We start from the raw sequence: 22,503 nt of genomic DNA, 5'->3' as shown, positions 1-22,503 counted from the left end.
CCTGACACTTTTTTGCCTGGCTGACTACTCTTCGTCGTCACCATCGACATGGGCGCGGATCAGCGCCATAAATTCTTTGCCGAAGCGCTCCAGTTTACGCATGCCCACGCCGTTAACGCTGAGCATTTCACTGGCAGAAACCGGCATCTGTTCCGCCATCTCAATTAACGTGGCATCGTTAAAGACAACGTACGGCGGAATGTTCTCTTCATCGGCAATGGCTTTACGTAATTTACGCAGTTTGGCGAACAGTTTGCGATCGTAGTTACCCCCGAACGATTTCTGCATCACCCGTGGTTTCAGGGCGACAAGACGCGGCACGGCGAGTTGCAGAGGGACGTCGCCACGCAGTACCGGACGCGCGGCGTCAGTCATCTGTAATGCGGAGTGCTGGGCAATGTTCTGTGTGACAAGCCCCAAATGAATCAGTTGGCGAATGACGCTGACCCAATGTTCATGGCTCTTATCCCGCCCCATGCCATAGACTTTGAGTTTGTCGTGACCCAACTCGCGGATCCGCTGGTTGTTCGCGCCGCGGATAACCTCAACCACATACCCCATCCCAAAACGCTGGCTAACCCTTCCGATGGTGGAAAGCGCAATTTGCGCATCGTTTAAACCGTCGTACTGTTTCGGCGGATCGAGGCAGATATCGCAGTTGCAGCACGGCTCCTGGCGCCCCTCGCCAAAGTAGTTCAGCAGCACCAGACGACGGCAGGTTTGCGCCTCGGCAAACGCGCCCATCGCATTCAGCTTATGCCGCTCAATATCCTGTAACTGCCCCTGCGGTTTTTCTTCCAGACAGCGGCGCAGCCACGCCATATCGGCCGGATCATAAAACAGCATTGCCTCCGCTGGCAGGCCGTCACGCCCGGCGCGACCGGTTTCCTGATAGTAGGATTCAATGTTGCGTGGAATATCGAAATGCACCACGAAGCGCACGTTGGGTTTGTTGATCCCCATGCCAAAAGCGACGGTCGCGACAACAATTTGCAGATCGTCGCGCTGGAATTTTTCCTGCACATCGGCGCGAATGTCATTTTCCAGTCCGGCATGGTACGCCGCAGCGCTTATGCCACGGCTTTGCAGACGCGCGGCGGTGTCTTCCACCTTCGCACGGCTGTTGCAGTAAATAATGCCGGACTTACCGCGTTGTTCCTGGACATAGCGCATGAGCTGATCGAGCGGTTTAAACTTCTCCATCAACATGTAGCGGATGTTCGGGCGGTCAAAGCTGCTGATCTGGATTAAGGGATCGTTCAGCCCCAGCAGACGAACGATATCCAGACGCGTGGTTTCATCGGCGGTCGCGGTGAGCGCCACAAACGGCAGGGAAGGAAAACGCTGTCTGAGCTGGCCCAGCGCAGCATATTCCGGGCGGAAATCGTGTCCCCATTGCGAGATGCAGTGGGCTTCATCCACGGCCAGTAGCACCGGATTCCAGTGCGCCAGATGTTCGAGGAAGTTGTCCAGCATCAGGCGCTCAGGGGCGATATACAGCAGGCGAATTTGCCCGGTGCGACAGCCTGCCATCACCTCAAGCTGCTGCTCGCGGGTTTGCGTCGAGTTCAGACAGGCCGCCGCCACGCCGTTCGCCAGCAACTGGTCGACCTGATCTTTCATCAGGGAGATCAGCGGTGACACAACCACCGTCAGTCCATTGAGCAATAAGGCAGGGATTTGATAGCAGAGGGATTTTCCGCCCCCGGTCGGCATCACGACCAGGCAGTCGCGCCCCGAAACGACGGTGTCGATAATCTCTTCCTGACCCGGGCGAAACTGTTGGTAGCCGAAGGTTTCCTGCAAAACCTGCTTAGCCCCTGATTCCAGATTCAACACTTCCGCCTGCGCCACATTAACCCCGTTCGCTTAAATCAAAACAGGCGCTATTTTCAGCGCCTGAGGAAGAAACTGCAATGTTTAAAACACAATCATCGATCAGAAGATATCGTTGAGCATGACGCCCACGCCAACGCGCGTCTGATTAAAGTTATAGTCGATCAATGATTCGCCGTAACCGCTGTACACCTGCGTGTAAAGACGCACATGTTTCGTGATGGGATAGCTCAGCCCCAGTTCTGCGCCGCCGTAGCCGGTGTTCCAGTTGTACTGGCCCTTCGCGCTCAGTACCGCCTCACCCAGGTGGTAGCCGACTTTCAACTGGTAATAACCCATGTATTTGGTGATATCCGGGTTGTCGTCGGTACTGCCAATGACGTACCACGGTTTCACTTCAACCAGCCAGTTACCGTTTTCTGCCATCAGACGTGTATAGAGGCGGTTCCAGCTCCGGGAAGTCGGATCAGAACGCCCGTTCGAATCATGGTTATAGCCCATCTCAACGTCACGCAGTGTCCACCCGCCCAGACTGTAATCAGTCGCAAAACCGAGAAACAGTTGCGGTTCGTAGTTGGTTTCGCGAAACGGCGACGACTCTTCACTGTTGGAAAGCTGCCACCAGGACTTTTGCGTATACGAGGCACCCAATACCGAATTGGGTCCCACAATTCCGCGCCAGAGCGGAAACGCCAGGCTTAACTGGAACTTCACTTCGTCTTTGCGGGCGTTTTCAGACCAGTTGTAAGTACTGATCGCCTCTTTGTTCATGTCGCTGGTATTGGTGTAGATCAGGTAGTTCGTGTCGTAGGGGTAAAGCGTAAAAGGATTATCATGCTCCTGCAGCATATTGGCGATAATACTGCCCCGCACCGCAGGTGCATCATGAACCTCTTTCACTGTCGCCTCTTGCGCATACGCCGCCAACGGCAGCATTGCTACTGGTAGCAACCAACCCAGAATCGCCCGCATTCGTGTTGTTCTCCTGAACGAAAGATTTATGATGTGCCTATTATTCTGCCAGCCATTCTACATACTTATACAGAACCTCGTTAATTATCCTGCCTCAAAGTGGAAATCAACATTCAAGAAGCATAATATCAACATTTCATTAACTAATGGAGTGTCTGAATTGTATGTCTGCTATACTGACTGCTGAACAAGCCCTGAAACTGGTGGGCGAGATGTTTGTGTATCACATGCCGTTTAACCGGGCGCTGGGACTGGAGCTGGAACGTTATGAGAAGGAGTTTGCCCAACTGGCTTTTACTAACCAGCCGATGATGGTGGGAAACTGGGCGCAAAGTATTCTGCATGGCGGAGTGATCGCCTCAGCGCTGGACGTTGCCGCCGGACTGGTGTGCGTAGGGAGCACACTGACGCGCCATGAGACCATCAGTGAAGACGAACTGCGTCAGCGGATGTCCCGCATGGGGACTATCGATTTGCGCGTGGACTACCTGCGTCCGGGCCGTGGTAACCGTTTTACCGCCACCAGCAGCCTTCTGCGCGCCGGAAACAAAGTCGCCGTGGCGCGCGTCGAGTTACACAACGAAGATCAGCTTTATATTGCCAGCGCCACCGCCACTTATATGGTAGGGTAAAACACGATAAACTGTTGTTACATTTCAGACATGAGTTTTCCCGATGGATGCAAAGCAAACGCGGCAGGGCGTCTTACTCGCTCTTGCCGCTTATTTTATTTGGGGCATCGCTCCCGCGTACTTCAAGCTGATTCATTACGTCCCCGCTGACGAAATCCTGACGCACCGTGTTATCTGGTCTTTTTTCTTTATGGTGGCGTTAATCAGCATTAGCCGTCAGTGGTCCGGCGTCAAAACGCTGCTGCAAACGCCCAGGAAAATTTTCATGCTGGCGGTGTCTGCGGTGTTGGTTGGCGGAAACTGGCTGCTGTTTATCTGGGCGGTAAACAACCACCATATGCTGGAAGCCAGCCTGGGATACTTTATCAATCCGCTGGTGAACATTTTGCTGGGGATGATTTTTCTCGGCGAACGTTTTCGCCGTATGCAGTGGCTGGCGGTGATTCTGGCGGTATGTGGCGTTCTCGTGCAACTCTGGACCTTCGGTTCGCTGCCGATAATCGCACTGGGACTGGCATTTAGCTTCGCCTTTTACGGGCTGGTGCGTAAGAAAATCGCCGTTGAAGCGCAAACCGGTATGCTGTTTGAAACCCTCTGGCTGTTGCCGGTTGCCGCCATTTACCTGTTTGGTATTGCCGACAGCGCCACCAGCCATATGGGACAAAACCCGATGTCGCTTAACCTGCTGCTGATTGCCGCCGGGGTAGTGACCACTGTTCCACTACTGTGCTTTACCGGTGCAGCAACCCGTCTGCGTCTTTCCACGCTGGGGTTCTTCCAGTATATCGGTCCAACGCTGATGTTTGTGCTGGCAGTGACGTTCTATGGAGAGGTTCCTGGGGCAGATAAAATGGTGACATTCGCCTTTATCTGGGTCGCGCTGGCGATTTTCGTGACGGATGCAATTTATACTCAGCGCAGGACGCGCAAGGGCATGTAGTCATGATGTGCCGGATAAGCGTAGCGCCATCCGGCATAACAATTACAGCCAGTTTTTACGCTTAAAGTACAGATACGGTGCCAGACCGGCGAGCAGCATAAAAATAATCGCGCCCGGGTAGCCAAAGCTCCACTTCAGTTCCGGCATAAACTCAAAGTTCATCCCGTAGCTGGACGCGACAAGCGTCGGCGGCAGGAAGACCACGGAGACCACCGAGAAGATCTTGATGATGCGGTTCTGTTCAATGTTGATAAAGCCCATCGCCGCCTGCATCAGGAAGTTCACCTTCTGGAATAAAGATTCGTTGTGCGGCAACAGGGATTCGATATCGCGCAGGATTTCGCGGGCCTGTTCCAGTTGCCCGCCCGGTAAACGCGCTTTGCGAACCAGGAAGTTCAGCGCACGCTGGGTATCCATCAGACACAAGCGAACCTTCCAACCGATATCTTCCAGTTCCGCCAGGGTGGAGAGCGCTTCGTCATACTCATCGCCCTGGTGCCCTTCCATAATCACCCGGCTCAGTTCTTCCAGATCACTGTAGATATTTTCAATTTCATCCGCCAGTTGTTCAATTTTGGTTTCGAACAAATCCAGCAGCAGTTCATAAGCGTTGCCATCAACCATCGCCTGGCTACGGGCACGCATACGATACAGACGAAACGCGGGCAGCTCGCGTTCACGCAGGGTAAACAGGCGACCATCACGAATGGTGAATGCCACCGTGGAGTTACCCGCGTGGTCTTCCGCATCTTCAAAGAAGAAAAAGGAGTGGATATGCAGACCGTCTTCGTCTTCGAAGAAACGCGCGGAGGCTTCGATGTCTTCCAGTTCAGGACGGGTCGCCAGGCTTTGCCCCAGTTCAGATTGTACGCGCAGTCGCTCGTCGTCGTCGGGCTCGACCAGGTCGACCCATACGGCATCAATCAGGGTTTGTGACTCTTCGACTTCCAGCCGGGTGAGTCGGTTATTTTCCAGTTGAAATGCGCTCAGCATGACCGGGACTCCCAATGCTTAAAAATATCGGACAGTTCGGTGGGCACACAGAAACAAATTGGGTTTCAGACCATTAAACAGCCTGACTCAGCGCGACGGGAAAATAGAGAAGGTCGCTGACAACCGCTAAGGCTATCAGCAAAAAGGGATAGCCTTAGGAGTTGATCCTGGATGACAGGATAATGAGCCAGTATCTACTGGGTGTGTCCAAGGCGAATGTCCTCTTAGCGTAATCGTGCGCGCATGTTACGCCAGCAAAAATTTGCCGTCAACACGCAACGAAACGCGAAAAAGTAATAATTTCCCCTTATGCAGAAAGGTTAGCAGAGCGGACTGATTTATCTATGATTTCAGAATATTAAGCGGAAATGTGATGATGCAAAATCACAGACCTGATCAGCGCAGCATCATCAGGCGATAACACCATGCCGGATGACGGCTTCGCCTTATCCGGCCTACAATTCAAGCGGTTAGCACAATCAGACTGTTTCCAGCTTCGCATAGGCGGCCACGAGCCATTTGATCCCCTGTCCCTGAAAAGCCACCTGCAAGCGGCTGTGTTCGCCGCTGCCTTCCAGATTCACAATGGTGCCTTCTCCGAACTTCGTGTGGCGCACACGCTGGCCCAGCTTATAGCCGGTGTCGTTTTCCGCTACCGGCGTTCCCATCCGCTGATGGCTGACCGGGCGGCTGATCGTCGCACGCAGACGCACCTCTTCAACACACTCTTCGGGTAATTCGCCAATGAAGCGCGACGGGCGGTGATACACCTCTTTACCGTACAGACGACGCGTTTCGGCGTAGGTTAACGTCAGTTTTTGCATCGCACGGGTGACGCCGACATAGGCCAGTCGACGCTCCTCTTCCAGACGTCCGCCCTCATCCAGCGACATCTGGCTGGGGAACATCCCCTCTTCCATTCCGACGATAAATACCTGCGGGAATTCCAGCCCTTTCGCCGAGTGCAGCGTCATGAGCTGCACCGCATCCTGCCAGGTATCCGCCTGCCCTTCTCCCGCTTCTAACGCCGCATGGGAAAGGAATGCCTGTAGTGGCATCAAATCTTCGTCTTCTTCGTTGTAGCTGAACTGGCGCGTTGCCGTCACCAGTTCCTCTAAGTTCTCGATACGCGTCTGACCTTTCTCGCCTTTTTCCTGTTCGTACATCATGCGCAGACCGGAATCTTTAATCACCCGGTCAGTCTGCACATGCAACGGCATGTCGACGGTTTCCTGCGCCAGTGCGTCAATGAGTTCCATAAAGCGTTGCAGCGCACTGGCGGCACGACCGGCCAGCGCTTTCTCCTGTAACAGCTCACGGCATGCCTGCCACAGCGTGAGCTGACGGTCGCGCGAGGTCTGGCGCACCACGTCCAGCGTGCGATCGCCAATCCCGCGCGTCGGCGTATTCACCACGCGTTCAAACGCTGCGTCGTCATTGCGGTTCGCAATTAAACGCAGATAAGAGAGCGCGTCTTTGATTTCCTGGCGTTCGAAGAAGCGCATCCCGCCATAAATACGGTACGGCATACTGGCCTGGAGCAGCGCCTCTTCCAGCACACGCGACTGGGCGTTGCTGCGGTAGAGAATGGCGCACTGTTCCAGCGCGCCGCCGTTGTCCTGCCAGGTTTTGATCCGGTTGACGACAAAGCGCGCTTCATCCAGTTCGTTAAACGCGCAGTAGAGTGAAATGGGCTCGCCTTCCACGCCATCGGTCCACAGCTTTTTGCCCAGACGACCGTTGTTGTTTTCGATCAGGGCGTTTGCCGCACTGAGGATATTACTGGTTGAACGATAGTTCTGCTCCAGACGGATCGTCTGTGCGCCGGGGAAGTCGTTGAGGAAGCGCTGGATGTTCTCAACCTGTGCGCCACGCCAGCCGTAGATAGACTGGTCATCATCACCCACGATCATCACTTTGCCGGTATCGCCCGCCAGCAGGCGGACCCAGGCATACTGGATGTTGTTGGTATCCTGGAATTCGTCCACCAGGATATTGGTGAAACGTTCGCGGTAGTGCTGAAGGATATGCGGCTTGTTAAGCCACAGCTCATGCGCGCGCAGCAGCAGTTCGGCAAAATCCACCAGCCCCGCGCGATCGCACGCTTCCTGATAAGCCTGATAAACTTTCTGCCAGGTCTGTTCAATCGGATTACCGAAGCTCTGAAGATGATGCGGGCGCAGACCTTCGTCTTTCTGACCGTTGATGTACCACATCGCCTGACGCGGCGGCCACTGCTTCTCGTCAAGGTTCATCGCCTTGATCAAACGCTTAAGCAGACGCAACTGATCTTCACTGTCGAGGATCTGGAAGTCCTGCGGCAGGTTAGCGTCCATGTGATGCGCACGCAGTAACCGGTGTGCCAGACCGTGGAAAGTGCCGACCCACATGCCGCCCTGGCTGGTACCCATAATCTGACCAATACGGTGGCGCATCTCCGCCGCCGCTTTGTTGGTAAAGGTTACCGCCATAATGGAATACGGCGAATTATTCTCTACCGTCAGCAACCAGGCGATACGGTGTACCAGTACGCGCGTTTTACCGCTTCCCGCCCCCGCGAGAACCAGCATGTTGCTACGTGGCGCGGCCACCGCTTCGCGCTGTTTATCATTGAGGCTGTCGAGCAGGTAAGAAACGTCCATTGGCACCGCCGCGTTAGGAATAGATAAACTGCGAAATGCCCGATGGCGCTTCGCTTATCGGGTCTACGTGATCGCAGTCAGCGTAGGGCGGATAAGCGTAGCGCCATCCGCCAAAACCCTGGAATTTTATACAGAACTGCTGGTGATTATATCAGCGAGGTCAGAGATGCCAACTGTGAAATTTCGATATGCGGCAGTAAACGGCTGTCAAAGGTGTGCATCAAGTCGGCATTTTCCGGCTTGATCCAGCAGGCCTGTAACCCGCTGCGGATCGCCCCGGCAACGTCGGTTGTGAGATCGTCACCCACGTGCAGGATCTCGCCTGTCGGTACATTCAGCTTTTCCGCCGCAAGGAAGTACATATCGCTGAACGGCTTTGAGCGCCCGTCCGGGCCAGCACGCAGAACAAACTCAAAATAGTCGCCGAGACCAAACAACTCCGGCTGCGCGTTACCGTTAGTAATCGCCACCAGCGGCCATTTTTTGCTTAAGGCTTTCAGCGTGTCGTGGGTTTCTTGTGGGACTTCGATTCGGCTACGCCATTTCGCAAAGTTCATCATAGCGGCATTCGCGCCCGCCACGGCCTCTTCTGCTGAGAGTCCGGCGTTCAGCATGGCACGTTCAACGGCGCGGTGACGCCAGCGGGTCACATCATGATAGATTTCCGGCTCCGCTTCCCGCACCGCCTGACGCAGCCGGTGCAAATCGGCATTCTCAAGCGTGCGTAGCGCCGGATGATAGTTCTGCACAAAAGCGAGCGCTTCCTGCTCGGTACGCAGGATAACCGGACGGTTATCGTAAAGGGTGTCATCAAGGTCGAAGGTGATCGCAGAGATCTGCCCTAAAGTCCGGTAAAAGCGCATTATTTCCCCCGTTTGGCGCGTGGATGCGCCGCATCGTACACCGAGGCCAGGTGTTGAAAATCAAGATGAGTATAGATTTGCGTGGTCGAAAGGTTAGCGTGTCCTAGCAGTTCCTGTACGCCTCGCAGGTCACCGCTCGATTCCAGCATGTGCGTGGCAAAGGAGTGGCGCAACTTATGCGGATGAACATGGCTGTTTAACCCCTGCTTAATGCCCCATTCGGCAAAACGCTTCTGGACGTTACGCGCGGAGATACGGTTACCCAGCTTTGACAAAAACAGCGCGTCCTCGTCACTGCCAAACAGCCCGCGCAGATCCAGCCAGTGTTCAATCCACGCCACCGCGTTGCGACCGATGGGCAGGCGGCGTTCTTTGCTGCCTTTCCCCATCACCCAGACTTCGCCGGTATCGAGATCCAGATGTTTGATATCCAGTCCCACCAGTTCGGATAAACGCAGACCAGCGCCGTACATCACCTCCAGCATCGCGCGATCGCGTACCGCCAGCGGGTCGTTCAGATCGATATCCAGCAGACGATTAACGTCATCAACGTCGATATTTTTTGGCAGATGGCGTGGCGTTTTAGGCGCCTGTATTCCCTTCGCCGGGTTAGCGCTCAGTTTGCCGTCGCTGATCATCCAGTCGAAGAAACTGCGCAAGGCAGAGAGACGCAGGGCAAGACTTGCCGGGCCAAGCCCCTTACGGCGACTGCGCACCGCAAAACTGCGCACCATTGCAGCGTCGCACTGCTGCCAGTTTTTCAGCCCGGCTTCAGCGGCTAACGCAATGATGGCATCAAGCTGGCGCTGATAATTCTTCAGCGTGATGGGGCTAAGCTGCCGCTCTACGCCCAGATAGCGCAGAAAGCGGGTCACATCGGCGGTGAAATCGGTCATACGCGTTCAATCCAGCGCTCCAGCAGATCGGGCATCATCAAGGCAATCTCCTGCAGGAGTTGCGTTCCTTGCCCCTGCTGATAGTGATGCACATCGCGGCTGCTGAACAGAATGACGCCCAGATCGCCGTCACGTCCCAGCATCGACATCGCCACCGAACCAATCGCCTTCGCCTCTGGCAGTACCACCAGTAATTCCGGACCGTTTAAGGTGCCCAGATAGTGCTGTTCCTGTCCCAGTCGCTGAATACGCAGCGGTTCGAATGCCTGACGGCTTAACGCCAGATGGGTATAGCTCGACGGCGCCCCGAGACGCCAGCGATCGGGAAACAGACGCACCGTTGCCCCCGCAAGCCCCAGTTCGCGCGCCCAGCGATGGAAGCGCATCAACATATCGTCCAGGCTGGTCGCCGCGACCAGACGTCCTTGCAGATGCAGCAAGCGATAAAACAGGCTTTCATTCGCATTCGCCTGCGCCATCAATAACGACATGTTTTCTTCAAGGACGTTGATGTGGTTACGCGCGCGGGCCATATGCCACTCCACCAGCGAAACCGAGCCCCGAACCGGGTGCGGAACCCGCATCGCTTCCACGGCATGCGCATTGCGGATAAAAAACTCAGGGTTTTTCTGCAGATAGTCGATGACCGCCCGGTCATCGAGTTCGGTCAGCGTTTCCTGTAGTTCTTCCCCTGGTTGCTTCATAGATGGATAAACCCGTCGTAGACATGTGCCGCCGGGCCAGTCATGTATAACGGATGACCCGGACCTTTCCAGGCGATATCAAGGCGACCGCCCGGTAATTCCACGCGTACTTCTTCAGCCAGCAAACCTTGCTGAATGCCGACAGCAACAGCCGCGCACGCGCCGCTCCCGCAGGCTTGCGTTTCTCCCGCGCCGCGCTCATACACGCGTAAACGAATATGCTCGCGTTTTACAACCTGCATAAAACCGATATTTGCCCGTTCAGGAAAACGTTCGTGACTTTCCAGAACCGGTCCCAGCGTTTCCACCGTCGCCGTTTCCACATCGTCGACCTGAATCACGCAGTGTGGGTTTCCCATTGAAACCACACCGCACAAGATTGTCTGTTCTGCCGCTCGCATAATATAGGTCTTTTCCGCTTTGTTCGCGCGAAAAGGCACCTGTGATGGCTCAAAGTTGGGTTCGCCCATGTTAACGCGTACCAGCTCATCATCCGTGACGCTTAGCACCATTCGTCCATTGGCTGTGCTGACGCGAATATCACGTTTATTGGTTAACCCTTTCAGGCGAACGAAACGGGCAAAACAGCGCGCGCCGTTACCGCATTGCGACACCTCGCTGCCATCGGCATTAAAAATGCGGTAATGAAAATCCAGCTCAGGATCGTATGGGGGCTCAACCACCAACAGTTGATCAAACCCTACCCCCAGATGTCTGTCAGACAAACGACGGATCAACTCTGGTGAAAAAAAGACATTCTGCGTTACCGCGTCGACGACCATAAAATCGTTGCCAAGGCCATGCATTTTAGAGAATTGCATTATTCACTCCGTTCACGCGGGTACAGAAACACACCGTCAGTAGTTCACCTGCGAAGGCCCATCTCCCGTGGCGCGATCGTTTTGATTGGGTATGGTGGACTGCGTTTGCGTATCCACCGGTTTGGTCGGCGGCGGTGCGGTTTTATCAGCCGGAGGGAAATAGAGCGGCCCCTTAAGGCCACAGCCCGTCAGGCTGAACAGAGTGAGAAGTACAGCGAGAGCCTGAAACACGTTTTTCATTGTCGATTGCCTGTAAGTTCATACTTTCTGTGTTCTATCATCGCAGGAGAAGGCGTAAAAGCAAGAGTTTGCCTGTAATCTGCAACGCGTTTTGTTTCAGGTTATACTGCCGCCATCACGAAAAAACGGGAAACGACAATGAACGACAGTGAATTTCATCGCCTGGCCGATACCCTGTGGATGACCATTGAAGAGCGTCTGGACGACTGGGACGGCGACAGCGATATCGACTGCGAAATTAACGGCGGCGTGCTGACGATAAGTTTCGAAAACGGCAGTAAAATCATCATCAACCGTCAGGAACCGCTGCACCAGGTGTGGCTGGCGACCAAACAGGGCGGTTACCATTTTGACCTGAAAGGCAATGAATGGGTGTGTGACCGCAGCGGAGAAACCTTCTGGGATCTTCTGGAACAAGCCGCCACGCAGCAGGCGGGTGAAACGGTAAGCTTTCGTTGAGATATTATGCCGGATGACGGCTTCGCCGTATCCGGCAAATCATTACGAAAAATACTGCTGTAACAGCGGGGTGTCGTTGTCCTGGTTAGCAGGCGGAATGTTGCTAATAGACTGTGCGCGGAATGGGATCACCTGTTCGCGCCCCTCGGTTTTCACAATCTGATAGAACTGTGGCAGGTTAAAGTTGATAAAGCTGGAACCGTAGGTAAAGCGGTCATGCGACGAGGAGTAGAAACGGCTGACATCCCGCACCAGCTCTTCTTTGCTGCCTTCGCAGTGGTGATACACTTCCGCCCGATTACTTTCGTCCAGAATATAGATATTAAAGCCCTTCTCATCACCCGTCTCTTCAAAGAAGAACTGAATAATGCCTTCGCTGGCGAAGCCATCCACGACCGACGGCAGTTTCACCTGATTGGTTTCCACCTGAACAGACAAGCCGTGCAATTTGTTATGGGATATCGCGCCATAAAACTCGATCGCGTTTTCCAGCTTCTGCACCGACACGTTCAGGCGTTCAAAGAACAGCCCCCAGGTCTGACCGGATACGCGCAGCGCCTTAAATCGGCCCGTTTCCTGACGGGTACTGGAAAGACGCAGCTCGATGCACTCTGAAACCAGTTGCTGAACACGAGTCCGAATTAATCCGCGCAGATGCTGGCTGTAGCAGAACACTTCGACGCTGTCCGGCGGCGCGGCATCCTGGTGCATTTTGCCGAGAATCGTTTTCAGCGCTTCAATCATCGCCTGCTCGCCGTTGAAGTGCAGGGTACGCACTTCGTTCCACGAGTTGCGGTAAAGCAGATCCACACTGCCCACCAGACAATTTTGTTCTTCCCCAAAACTGAAGACATCCAGCTTGCGGAAATCAAAATGGACCACCTGATTACGAAATGCCGCCGTGGGGTCGTATTCGAGGTTAACGATGATCGCCAGATGGCGAATTTCACACGGGCTGTAGAGCGCTTTTGGCGTCGGTGCCGGCAAACGCAGCGGAAAATGGTGCGACACATCGGCTACCATCTCCTGCAACTTCGGCAAATCGACAATGCCGTTGCCTTTAATAAACAGATGGGTGCGTGACGTTAGCAGACCGTTAAACCACGCCCAGGCCACCAGCTTGTTCAGGTACCGGTTATATTCCAGCGGCTGATGGCTGATGATGGAATCCATGTTTGGCGCACGGTTGTAAAGATACCAGCCTGAACGGTTGGCACGGCCCGGCGGAACGTGGATAAAGGTTAAATTCGGTTCGGAGAGATCCGGCGAAATCTGCGGGTTCACCAGCGTGACCTTACCGGGTAACGCTTCAAATGCGGCATAAAGCTTACGCGTCAGAACGCCGATATCCTGCGGACTGGCGCTGACGCTGAGGTTATTACGGCGCGCAAAGCGGATCAGATTACGGTAGCTTTGCATCATGGCATCGAGCAGTTCGTTGTGCGCTTCCCGCACCTGATCGATCTTCCAGTTCGCCCGGTTGTCGAGCATCGCCAGACGGGCTTCATCCCATCCCCATTCACTGACTAACTGACTGAGCACTTCACGACGCCAGCCCACGCATGCCCGTTCGCGGCTCAGTTTTTCGCACACTTTTAAGTAGAAACATCGACGGACTAAATCCAGACGCGTCGGATCTTCAATCGCTGTGAGGTATTCGGTCACGCGTTCCAGCATCATGCAGTATGGGTCAAGGCCAAACGAAACGATTTCGCCGTCATGCAAACGCTGTTTAATGTCTTTCGCCAGCAGGCGCGGATTGGGGTATTCCCAGGAGTAGGCTTCCAGCAGCAAGGTTTTCAACACCGCTTTGTACGGTGAATCGATACTTTTATACAGTTGCCAGAGGCTGGCGCCAAAGTACTCTTCAGCGGAAAGGGAACTTAAGCCGCCCAGATCCAGCCATTCGTTCGGCGTAAGCACACCCTGAGCGTAAAGCGTCATGACGTAGTCGTCGTAATGCTCTTCTTCATCGCCCGGCACCATATTCCACAGAATGCGTTTACCGGCGAGACGCACCGCAGTGCGATAGAATTCATCAAGCAACAGGATATGCTGCGTAGAGCCACAGTCTTCACCACCCAGACTGCCGCTTTCATTATGGCGGAAACGGTTTTCATCGATCAGGAAGAAGCTCACCTCCACCCCCAGCGAGGCGGCCCAGCTTTCCAGCAGGCTGCATTTACGCTGTAACAACTGGCGCTCTTCGCTGTCGAGCCAGGACTGGTGACAGACCCAGATATCCAGATCAGAGGAACAACTTTGTCCGACAGAAGAGGTGCTCCCCATCGAGTAAACGCCGGTGATCGGCAGTTCACCTTTCGGCGGGTCCTGCGGCGCAAGACCGCGGTACAGTTCCAGTTCGTTCAGGTAGTGGCGTTGGGTTTCATCAGGCGTGTAGAAGCAAATGCCTCTGGGAACGTTACCATCGAGGAATCCCGGCATCAGCGGATGGTGATAATGCAATAATGTCGGCAGAAGACTGTACACCTGCTGAAAAGCAGGTCCCATGGCAGCAAGCGCGCGATCCACACGCAATTGATTTATGGCATCCAGTCTCTGTTTCAGAGTCTCAATATAGAGGTACAAGACGTATCGCCTGATGTTGCTACCCGTCATGCTGTTGATTGCCGAAGCGCGATGCGCGACCAACAACCTTCACCATTCGGGATAAACCGTATGTCAAAAATAACCGTTACCCTTTTCGCCTGTATTTTTGTGCTGACCGACGAAAAAATGGTCTAAAACGTGATCAATTTAACACCTTGCTCATTGACCGTAAAGAAAGATGCACTACATACAAGTGTAGCACCAATCGCTGCGCGTAAATTCTGAGATACGATCGGACGGTTCCTCGTCATCGAATGCTGCCAGTCACGACGCAGCGCTTTATCCTTTACTTACCTTTGACCGTAACACTGCCATCCCACTTGTAAGGATGTTAGGATGAACCACGGACGATAATGACGGTAACAAGCATGTTAGACAATGTTGTAAGAATTGCCACACGCCAAAGCCCTCTTGCGCTCTGGCAGGCACATTATGTCAAAGACGCGTTAATGGCAAACCATCCCGGCCTGGTCGTGGAGCTGGTGCCGATGGTGACGCGTGGCGACGTGATTCTTGATACCCCCCTGGCGAAAGTGGGCGGCAAAGGCTTGTTCGTAAAAGAACTGGAAGTCGCGCTGCTTGAAAAACGCGCCGATATCGCAGTCCACTCCATGAAAGATGTTCCGGTCGAATTCCCGGAAGGCCTGGGGCTGGTCACAATCTGCAAACGCGAAGATCCGCGCGATGCCTTTGTCTCAAATCACTACAATACCCTTGATGAGTTGCCCGCCGGCAGTATCGTGGGTACATCCAGTTTGCGCCGCCAGTGCCAACTGGCAGAACGCCGTCCGGATCTGGTCATCCGTTCGCTGCGTGGCAACGTGGGCACGCGCCTGAGCAAACTCGATAACGGCGACTATGACGCGATTATTCTGGCCGTCGCCGGACTGAAACGACTGGGGCTGGAATCCCGCATTCGTACCGCGCTACCGCCGGAAGTGTCTCTGCCTGCCGTCGGACAAGGCGCTGTCGGCATTGAATGCCGTCTCGATGACAGCCGGACGCAGGCGCTGCTGGCACCGCTGAATGATGAAATCACCACCGTACGCGTGAAAGCGGAACGCGCCATGAATACCCGCCTGGAAGGGGGCTGCCAGGTGCCGATTGGCAGCTATGCTGAAATCATTAACGGTGAGCTTTGGCTACGCGCGCTGGTCGGCGCGCCAGACGGGTCGCAAATGGTACGCGGAGAACGCCGTGGTTCGCCACAGCAGGCCGAGCAGATGGGTATTTCGCTTGCCGAAGAATTGCTGGATAACGGCGCGCGCGCCATCCTGACAGCGGTTTATAACGGAGAATCCCCCGCATGAGTATCCTGGTCACCCGCCCGTTACCCGCAGGGGAAGCATTAGTGAGCCGTCTGCGCATACTGGGGCAGGAGGCCTGGAGTTTTCCACTCATCGAATTTACCCCTGGTCGGGATCTCCCAAAACTGGCTGAGGCCTTTTCAGCCCTCACCGATAACGACCTGCTTTTTGTACTGTCACAACACGCGGTCTCTTTCGCCCACGCGCAACTGGAAAGGCAGGAACTGAAATGGCCCGCCGCCCCGCACTATTTTGCCATCGGTCGCACAACCGCGCTGGCGCTTCATACCGTCAGTGGACGCGATATTCACTATCCACGAGATCGGGAAATTAGCGAAGTCTTGCTACAATTACCTGAATTACAAAATATTGCGGGTAAACGTGCGCTGATTTTACGCGGCAACGGCGGACGTGAGCTGTTAGGCGAAACGCTGGCGGAGCGCGGGGCTGATGTCACGTTTTATGAATGTTATCAACGCAATGCAAAATATTACGATGGCGCACAAGAAGCGATGCGCTGGCAGTCCCGCGGTGTGACAACAATTGTGGTCACCAGCGGTGAGATGCTGCAACAGCTCAACTTGCTGATCCCGCAGTGGTATCGTGAAAACTGGTTACTACGCTGTCGGCTTATTGTCGTCAGTGAGCGTCTGGCGCACCTCGCCCGGGAACTGGGCTGGCAAGATATTAAGGTCGCTGATAACGCCGACAACGATGCGCTACTGCGCGCATTACAATAACTCTCATAATGGGAAGCCATAATGACGGAACAAGAAAAATCCTCCGCCGTGGTTGAAGAGACCAGGGAGGCCGTGGAAACTCAACCACAGCCAGTGATTGCTGAAAAAAAGAGTAAAAACGGCACAGCGCTGGTACTGAGCGCGGTGGCAATTGCCATTGCACTGGCTGCAGGCGTTGGGCTTTATGGCTGGGGAAAACAGCAGGCGACCACGCAGACCGCAACCAGCGATGCGCTGGCAAATCAACTGACCGCACTGCAAAAAGCGCAGGAAAGCCAGAAAACCGAGCTGGAAGGGGTGATTAAACAGCAGACCGCACAGCTGGAACAGGCTAACCGCCAGCGAGCAGAGTTGGCGAAACAACTGGATGAAGTACAGCAGAAAGTTGCCACTATCTCTGGCAGCGATGCGAAAACCTGGCTGCTCGCCCAATCCGATTTCCTGGTCAAACTGGCCGGACGTAAGCTGTGGAGCGATCAGGATGTAACGACAGCGGCAGCGCTGCTAAAGAGCGCAGATGCCAGCCTCGCGGACATGAACGATCCCAGCCTGATTACAGCGCGTCGGGCGATTACCGATGACATCAGCAAACTGTCCTCTGTCGCGCAGGTAGATTACGACGGCATCATCCTGAAAATTAACCAGCTTTCTAACCAGATCGACAATCTGCGACTGGCGGATAACGACAGCGACGGTTCGCCAATGGATTCCGATAGCCCGGAGCTGTCCAGTTCCATCAGTGAATGGCGCGTCAATTTGCAAAAAAGCTGGCAGAATTTTATGGACAGCTTTATCACCATCCGCCGCCGCGATGACACCGCCGTGCCGCTATTAGCACCGAACCAGGACGTCTATCTGCGGGAAAATATCCGTTCTCGCCTGCTCGTTGCCGCCCAGGCCGTGCCGCGTCATCAGGAAGAAACTTATCGCCAGGCGCTGGATAACGTCTCCACCTGGGTACGTGCTTACTACGATACCGACGACGCCACCACAAAAGCCTTCCTTGAAGAAGTGGATAAGTTGAGCCAGCAGAGCATCACCATGGACGTACCGGAAACGCTGCAAAGCCAGGCGATCCTGGAAAAACTCATGCAGACCCGCGTGCGTAACCTGCTGGCGCAACCGGCCGCCGTCCCGACTGAAGCGCCCCCTGCTCCTGCTGCACCGCAAACAGAAGCCCCGGCAGCCGCGCCACAAGGAGAATAATGATGCTAAAAGTATTATTGCTCTTTGTGCTGCTGATTGCGGGTATTGTGGTTGGCCCTATGATTGCCGGTCATCAGGGCTACGTCCTGATTCAGACCGATACCTACAACATCGAAACCAGCGTGACCGGGCTCGTTATCATTCTGATCGTCACCCTGCTGGTGCTCTTTGCCATTGAGTGGCTGTTACGTCGAATTTTCCGCACCGGCGCGCACACGCGCGGCTGGTTTGCCGGACGAAAACGTCGTCGCGCCCGTAAGCAAACCGAACAGGCATTGCTGAAGCTGGCAGAAGGTGACTACCAGCAGGTTGAAAAGCTGATGGCGAAAAATGCCGATCATGCAGAACAGCCGGTGGTGAACTATCTTCTGGCAGCCGAAGCCGCGCAGCAGCGCGGTGATGAGGCGCGTGCAAATCAGCATCTGGAGCGTGCGGCAGAACTCGCGGGAAATGATACGATCCCGGTCGAAATCGCCCGCGTTCGTCTGCAACTGGCGCGCAATGAGAACCACGCCGCGCGTCATGGCGTCGATAAACTGCTGGAAGTCACCCCGCGCCATCCGGAAGTACTGCGCCTGGCGGAACAGGCCTACATCCGCACCGGTGCCTGGAGCTCACTGCTGGATATCATCCCGTCAATGGCGAAAGCCAACGTCGGTGATGAAGAGCATCGCGCAATGCTGGAACAGCAGGCCTGGATTGGTTTGATGGATCAGGCGCGAGCCGATCAGGGCAGCGAAGGTTTGCGCGAGTGGTGGAAAAACCAGAGCCGTAAAACCCGTCATCAGGTTGCTTTGCAAGTGGCAATGGCAGAGCATCTGATTGAATGCGACGATCATGACATGGCGCAGCAAATTATTATCGATGGCCTGAAGCGTCAGTATGACGATCGCCTGGTGCTGCCGATCCCACGCCTGAAAACCAATAATCCGGAACAACTGGAAAAAGTGCTGCGTCAGCAGATTAAAACGGTTGGCGATCGCCCGCTGTTGTGGAGCACGCTGGGTCAGTCGCTGATGAAGCACGGAGAATGGCAGGAAGCGACCGTTGCCTTCCGCGCGGCGCTGAAACAGCGTCCTGATGCCTATGATTACGCCTGGCTTGCCGACGCGCTGGATCGCCTGCATCAGCCCGAAGAAGCGGCCACCATGCGCCGTGACGGACTGATGTTGACGCTACAGAACACTCCCCCACAGTAACTCTCAACGCCCGGTGACGCTTTGCTTACCGGGCCTGCAGATTTCCCACTCCAGAAATAAAAAAACGCCTGCTTCGTGAAAAGCAGGCGTTAAACAGGTCTGTATGACAACATAATGGGTGCTTCACTCAACGTTATGTCCATGGTGTTTGATGAGGCCGAAGCGACATCTGTCAGTGGACGATAAGCACCGTAAACGGCTCTGCATCATTCCTGAGTTTATGAGGCACTGTGGCGAGCATAAGAGATGGAATGAGCATCTACACGCATATTATTGCACATTACATGCCAGGATTGCACCGCCAAAAATAAGGATTGAGACTTTTAGCTATACCTGTGCTGGCGCGGTGTGTTGGCACTTTTCCTCATTCTTATTCAGCAGACAGAAGTGTGCTTGTCGTCTGCCAGAGACAGATATCAGTTAATAAGGCAAAACATTTACGTATCAGACAGTTAAACGTCACCGGATGGCGACAACTGGCAATTATACTGTCTCCGGGATGCAACAACAGAAAAGAAGAAGAAAACATGGGTCGCAGAAAACAAAAAACCCCGCCGAAGCGGGGTTCAAAATTGGTCGGCGAGAGAGGATTCGAACCTCCGACCCACTGGTCCCAAACCAGTTGCGCTACCAAGCTGCGCTACTCGCCGATGTACTGCTTTTTTGAATTTTTAGTTCAATTCATTAAGTCGTGGTGCGAGGGGGGGGACTTGAACCCCCACGTCCGTAAGGACACTAACACCTGAAGCTAGCGCGTCTACCAATTCCGCCACCTTCGCATTTCACAACTTCTTAATAATGGGGTGGCTAATGGGATTCGAACCCACGACAACTGGAATCACAATCCAGGGCTCTACCAACTGAGCTATAGCCACCACTACAAATCTTTTTTTACGCGGTATCGAAACCACCGCAGCTCCAGCACCGGGATTAATGGTGCGCCCGACAGGATTCGAACCTGAGACCTCTGCCTCCGGAGGGCAGCGCTCTATCCAGCTGAGCTACGGGCGCTTAGCGCCGTTGCGGGGGTGGATAATACGGACTTCACACCCCGCTGTCTAGTGCCTTTTTAAATAAAATGCGCGTTTGGTTACGCTTTGCGCGTTTTGTTGCTTAATCCCCCATTTTCTGGGCGACACCGCGACGATTAAGGCCAAACACCTTATAAACCACCGTCACGGCAAGCAGGAAGAGGATCCCGACAAACAGCGACATACGCGTATCTTCATTAAAATACATGCCGATCAGCACGCAAATCAGGAAAGCCATCGTCAACCAGTTGGCCCACGGAAACAGAATTGAACGAAACGGATGGCTGGCAATGGCTTCTTTATGTGCCCGACGAAAACGTAACTGGCTAATCAGGATCACAAACCACGGCACCATGCCCGGCAGTACACTCGCACTGTAGACGTAGACAAATACGCGCTGCGGCTCAGGGATGATGTAGTTCAGGCACGAACCTATCAGCAGGATCAGAATCGACAATGCTACACCCGCTACCGGAACGCCATGACGGGAGACTTTCGCCATCGCCGCGGGCAACTGACGATTTTTCGCCAGCGCGTAAAGCATGCGCCCGCAGCTGTACATTCCGCTGTTACAGCCAGACAGCGCCGCGGTCAACACCACAAAGTTGATAATCCCCGCCGCTGCGGTGATACCAATTTTGGCGAAGGTCAGGACAAACGGACTGCCATTGCTGCCAATTTCGTTCCACGGAAAGATTGTGACGATGACAAAAATCGCGCCCACGTAGAAGATCAGAATACGCCACAGCACTTTCCCAACCGCGCTACGCAGCGTAACCTGCGGATTCTTCGCTTCACCGGCGGTGATCCCGATCAGCTCCACACCCTGATAAGACGCGACCACGATACATAAAGCGGTGAGAAAGCCTTTCCAGCCACCGGCAAAGAAGCCGCCGTGCTCAGTCAGGTTACCAAAGCCGATTGCCTGACCGCCGTTGCCAATACCGAAGAAAATAATTCCCAGACCAATAACGATCATCACAATGATGGTGGTGACTTTGATCATCGCAAACCAGAATTCGATTTCGCCATACAAGCGAACGGCCGCCAGGTTTGCCAGCGCCACCAGCCCGACGGCGATCAACGCCGGTATCCACTGCGCCATCTCCGGAAACCAGAACTGGACATAGACGCCAATCGCTGTGATTTCCGAGATCCCAACCGCCATCCACATAAACCAGTACGACCAGGCGGTGAGATAACCGAAAAACGGGCTCATGTAACGATGCGCGTAGACAGCGAAAGAGCCAGCGACCGGCTCCAGAAAGAGCATCTCACCCATTGAGCGCATAATGAAAAAGACGAACAGACCTGCGACGATATACGCCAGCAGGACGGAAGGTCCCGCCCATTTCAGTGTACTGGCTGCCCCCATGAACAGCCCAACGCCAATGGTACCCCCAAGGGCAATTAATTCGATATGACGAGCCTCCAGCCCACGCTGTAGCTCAGGTTTTTTCTCTGCCATAAATCCTCTTGTCGTGTTTGCATGCTTTCCGGTACGACCGGTTATTGTTATGGGTACATCGATGGGGGCGCATGGTTTCGCAAATTTGGCAAAATGGCAAACGAAGCATTAAAAAAATGCATGTTTTATGTAATGACAGGGCAAAAATTCGGCAGTCGGGTAGCGCTTCAGGCTGAATGCGCTACCCGTATCAGAAAGGGGTTTTAGAGGTCGCCGCTGTAGTGCCAGCGCAGGTAACGCAGTAAACGAAGCTGGCGCGTGATGCGGCCTGGCTGAGAGAGCAGGCGATACAGCCATTCCAGCCCCAGGTTTTGCCATACCTTCGGCGCACGTTTTACATGCCCCGTGAAAACGTCATAGGTGCCACCGACGCCCATATACAGCGCATGCGGATGCACCAGGCGACAGTCACGCATAAAAATTTCCTGTTTTGGCGATCCCATCGCCACGGTAACGATTTGCGCTCCGCTGGCATGAATACGCTCAAACAGTGCCTGGCGCTGTTCCGGTGTAAAATAGCCATCCTGGCTACCGACAATATTTACGTTCCACCGGTCGTGCAGTTTCGCTTCCGTTTGTGCCAGAACGTCGGGCTTCCCGCCTACCAGGAAAACCGGCGTTCCTTCACTGCCCGCGCGAGCCATCAAGGCTTCCCAGAGATCGGCCCCCGCCACGCGGGACACCTGCGCGTGCGGGAATTTCTTACGCACCGAACGCACGACGCTGATCCCATCGGCATACTTAAATTCTGCCGCCTCAATCAGCACACGCACTTCCGGGTTATCTTCCGCCGTCAGCACCTTTTCCGCATTAATCGCCACCAGCGTGCCTTGCTTAAGCTGGCCTGCGGCATAGAGATAATCCAGTGCGTGTTGCATATCACGCCAGCCAATAAGCTGAAGTCCACGCAGCGCGTAAACCGGTGCAGTTGTCTTATCAGTCAT

20 protein-coding genes and 4 tRNA genes are annotated in these 22,503 nt (G+C 54.4%); 7 read left to right on the top strand and 17 right to left on the bottom strand.

From position 1 onward, the window contains the following. Positions 1–24: 24 nt before the first annotated feature. The gene (gene recQ / locus WB371_RS20125) at positions 25–1,854 is read right to left on the bottom strand and encodes an ATP-dependent DNA helicase RecQ (RefSeq protein WP_336221814.1); all 1,830 of its coding nucleotides are present in this window, start codon (positions 1,852–1,854) and stop codon (positions 25–27) included. Between the two features lie 84 nt (positions 1,855–1,938). Beyond that, on the bottom strand, positions 1,939–2,808 hold the full coding sequence (gene pldA, locus WB371_RS20120) for a phospholipase A (RefSeq protein WP_336221813.1): 870 nt from the start codon (positions 2,806–2,808) through the stop codon (positions 1,939–1,941). 164 nt (positions 2,809–2,972) lie between these two features. On the opposite strand from pldA, the gene yigI reads away from it, so the two are divergent. Beyond that, on the top strand, positions 2,973–3,440 hold the full coding sequence (yigI, locus tag WB371_RS20115) for an acyl-CoA thioesterase YigI (protein WP_336221812.1): 468 nt from the start codon (positions 2,973–2,975) through the stop codon (positions 3,438–3,440). Positions 3,441–3,483: 43 nt separating this feature from the next. Beyond that, the gene (gene rarD, locus WB371_RS20110) at positions 3,484–4,380 is read left to right on the top strand and encodes an EamA family transporter RarD (RefSeq protein ID WP_336221811.1); all 897 of its coding nucleotides are present in this window, start codon (positions 3,484–3,486) and stop codon (positions 4,378–4,380) included. A gap of 42 nt (positions 4,381–4,422) precedes the next feature. Here the strand turns inward: rarD and corA are convergent, their stop codons facing one another. The 8 genes from corA to lptM form a co-directional block, all read right to left on the bottom strand. Then, positions 4,423–5,373: a magnesium/cobalt transporter CorA gene (gene corA / locus WB371_RS20105; RefSeq protein ID WP_042326126.1), complete on the bottom strand. Its 951-nt coding sequence runs from the start codon at positions 5,371–5,373 to the stop codon at positions 4,423–4,425. Between the two features lie 154 nt (positions 5,374–5,527). Then, positions 5,528–5,584 carry a YsgD/CorL family protein gene (ysgD, locus tag WB371_RS20100; RefSeq protein ID WP_212723238.1) on the bottom strand — a complete coding sequence of 19 codons (57 nt, stop codon included), beginning with the start codon at positions 5,582–5,584 and terminating at the stop codon, positions 5,528–5,530. Positions 5,585–5,852: 268 nt separating this feature from the next. Then, entirely contained in the window at positions 5,853–8,015 is a 2,163-nt protein-coding gene (gene uvrD, locus WB371_RS20095; RefSeq protein ID WP_336221810.1) for a DNA helicase II, read from the bottom strand. A gap of 146 nt (positions 8,016–8,161) precedes the next feature. Then, on the bottom strand, positions 8,162–8,878 hold the full coding sequence (gene yigB / locus WB371_RS20090) for a 5-amino-6-(5-phospho-D-ribitylamino)uracil phosphatase YigB (protein ID WP_336221809.1): 717 nt from the start codon (positions 8,876–8,878) through the stop codon (positions 8,162–8,164). After that, a complete protein-coding gene (gene xerC / locus WB371_RS20085) occupies positions 8,878–9,774 on the bottom strand; it encodes a tyrosine recombinase XerC (RefSeq protein WP_336221808.1) in 897 nt (298 codons plus the stop codon). The genes yigB and xerC overlap by 1 nt, the downstream gene beginning before the upstream one ends. Further along, positions 9,771–10,478 carry a DUF484 domain-containing protein gene (locus tag WB371_RS20080; RefSeq protein ID WP_336221807.1) on the bottom strand — a complete coding sequence of 236 codons (708 nt, stop codon included), beginning with the start codon at positions 10,476–10,478 and terminating at the stop codon, positions 9,771–9,773. The genes xerC and WB371_RS20080 overlap by 4 nt, the downstream gene beginning before the upstream one ends. Further along, positions 10,475–11,299, bottom strand: coding sequence for a diaminopimelate epimerase (gene dapF, locus WB371_RS20075; RefSeq protein ID WP_336221806.1), 825 nt, complete (start codon positions 11,297–11,299; stop codon positions 10,475–10,477). Before dapF ends, WB371_RS20080 begins: the two co-directional genes overlap by 4 nt. Before the next feature lie 36 nt (positions 11,300–11,335). Then, positions 11,336–11,539 carry an LPS translocon maturation chaperone LptM gene (gene lptM / locus WB371_RS20070; protein WP_336221805.1) on the bottom strand — a complete coding sequence of 68 codons (204 nt, stop codon included), beginning with the start codon at positions 11,537–11,539 and terminating at the stop codon, positions 11,336–11,338. Between the two features lie 138 nt (positions 11,540–11,677). On the opposite strand from lptM, the gene cyaY reads away from it, so the two are divergent. Beyond that, positions 11,678–11,998 carry an iron donor protein CyaY gene (gene cyaY, locus WB371_RS20065; protein ID WP_336221804.1) on the top strand — a complete coding sequence of 107 codons (321 nt, stop codon included), beginning with the start codon at positions 11,678–11,680 and terminating at the stop codon, positions 11,996–11,998. A gap of 42 nt (positions 11,999–12,040) precedes the next feature. Here cyaY and cyaA read toward each other — a convergent pair whose 3' ends face one another. Continuing rightward, positions 12,041–14,587 carry a class I adenylate cyclase gene (gene cyaA / locus WB371_RS20060; protein WP_336221803.1) on the bottom strand — a complete coding sequence of 849 codons (2,547 nt, stop codon included), beginning with the start codon at positions 14,585–14,587 and terminating at the stop codon, positions 12,041–12,043. Positions 14,588–14,976: 389 nt separating this feature from the next. Here cyaA and hemC point away from each other — a divergent pair, with 389 nt between their 5' ends. Genes hemC through hemY form a run of 4 tightly spaced genes read left to right on the top strand, consistent with a single transcriptional unit; the run spans position 14,977 to position 19,060 of the window. Further along, positions 14,977–15,918, top strand: coding sequence for a hydroxymethylbilane synthase (gene hemC / locus WB371_RS20055; protein ID WP_336221802.1), 942 nt, complete (start codon positions 14,977–14,979; stop codon positions 15,916–15,918). Then, on the top strand, positions 15,915–16,655 hold the full coding sequence (gene hemD, locus WB371_RS20050) for a uroporphyrinogen-III synthase (protein WP_336221801.1): 741 nt from the start codon (positions 15,915–15,917) through the stop codon (positions 16,653–16,655). The genes hemC and hemD overlap by 4 nt, the downstream gene beginning before the upstream one ends. A 21-nt stretch (positions 16,656–16,676) precedes the next feature. Then, entirely contained in the window at positions 16,677–17,861 is a 1,185-nt protein-coding gene (gene hemX / locus WB371_RS20045) for a uroporphyrinogen-III C-methyltransferase (RefSeq protein ID WP_336221800.1), read from the top strand. 2 nt (positions 17,862–17,863) lie between these two features. Then, positions 17,864–19,060 (top strand): protoheme IX biogenesis protein HemY, encoded by a 1,197-nt coding sequence (gene hemY / locus WB371_RS20040; RefSeq protein ID WP_336221847.1) that lies wholly within the window; start codon positions 17,864–17,866, stop codon positions 19,058–19,060. Between the two features lie 573 nt (positions 19,061–19,633). On the opposite strand, the gene WB371_RS20035 is transcribed toward hemY, so the two are convergent. From WB371_RS20035 to wecG, 6 genes are all read right to left on the bottom strand, one after another. Then, positions 19,634–19,710: transfer RNA gene (locus WB371_RS20035), tRNA-Pro, on the bottom strand. 42 nt (positions 19,711–19,752) lie between these two features. Beyond that, positions 19,753–19,839 (bottom strand) — tRNA-Leu (locus WB371_RS20030). A 20-nt stretch (positions 19,840–19,859) separates the two neighbouring features. Further along, a tRNA-His gene (locus tag WB371_RS20025) sits at positions 19,860–19,935 on the bottom strand. A gap of 59 nt (positions 19,936–19,994) precedes the next feature. Further along, positions 19,995–20,071, bottom strand: a tRNA-Arg gene (locus tag WB371_RS20020). 102 nt (positions 20,072–20,173) lie between these two features. Continuing rightward, positions 20,174–21,559, bottom strand: coding sequence for a bifunctional threonine/serine APC transporter ThrP (thrP, locus tag WB371_RS20015; RefSeq protein WP_336221799.1), 1,386 nt, complete (start codon positions 21,557–21,559; stop codon positions 20,174–20,176). Between the two features lie 203 nt (positions 21,560–21,762). Further along, the gene (gene wecG / locus WB371_RS20010; RefSeq protein WP_336221798.1) at positions 21,763–22,503 is read right to left on the bottom strand and encodes a lipopolysaccharide N-acetylmannosaminouronosyltransferase; all 741 of its coding nucleotides are present in this window, start codon (positions 22,501–22,503) and stop codon (positions 21,763–21,765) included.

It is taken from the genome of Citrobacter amalonaticus, from assembly GCF_037053465.1.
In the GTDB taxonomy this organism is placed as follows: Bacteria; Pseudomonadota; Gammaproteobacteria; order Enterobacterales; family Enterobacteriaceae; genus Citrobacter_A; species Citrobacter_A amalonaticus_H.
This window is presented reverse-complemented; position numbering and strand designations above follow the sequence as displayed.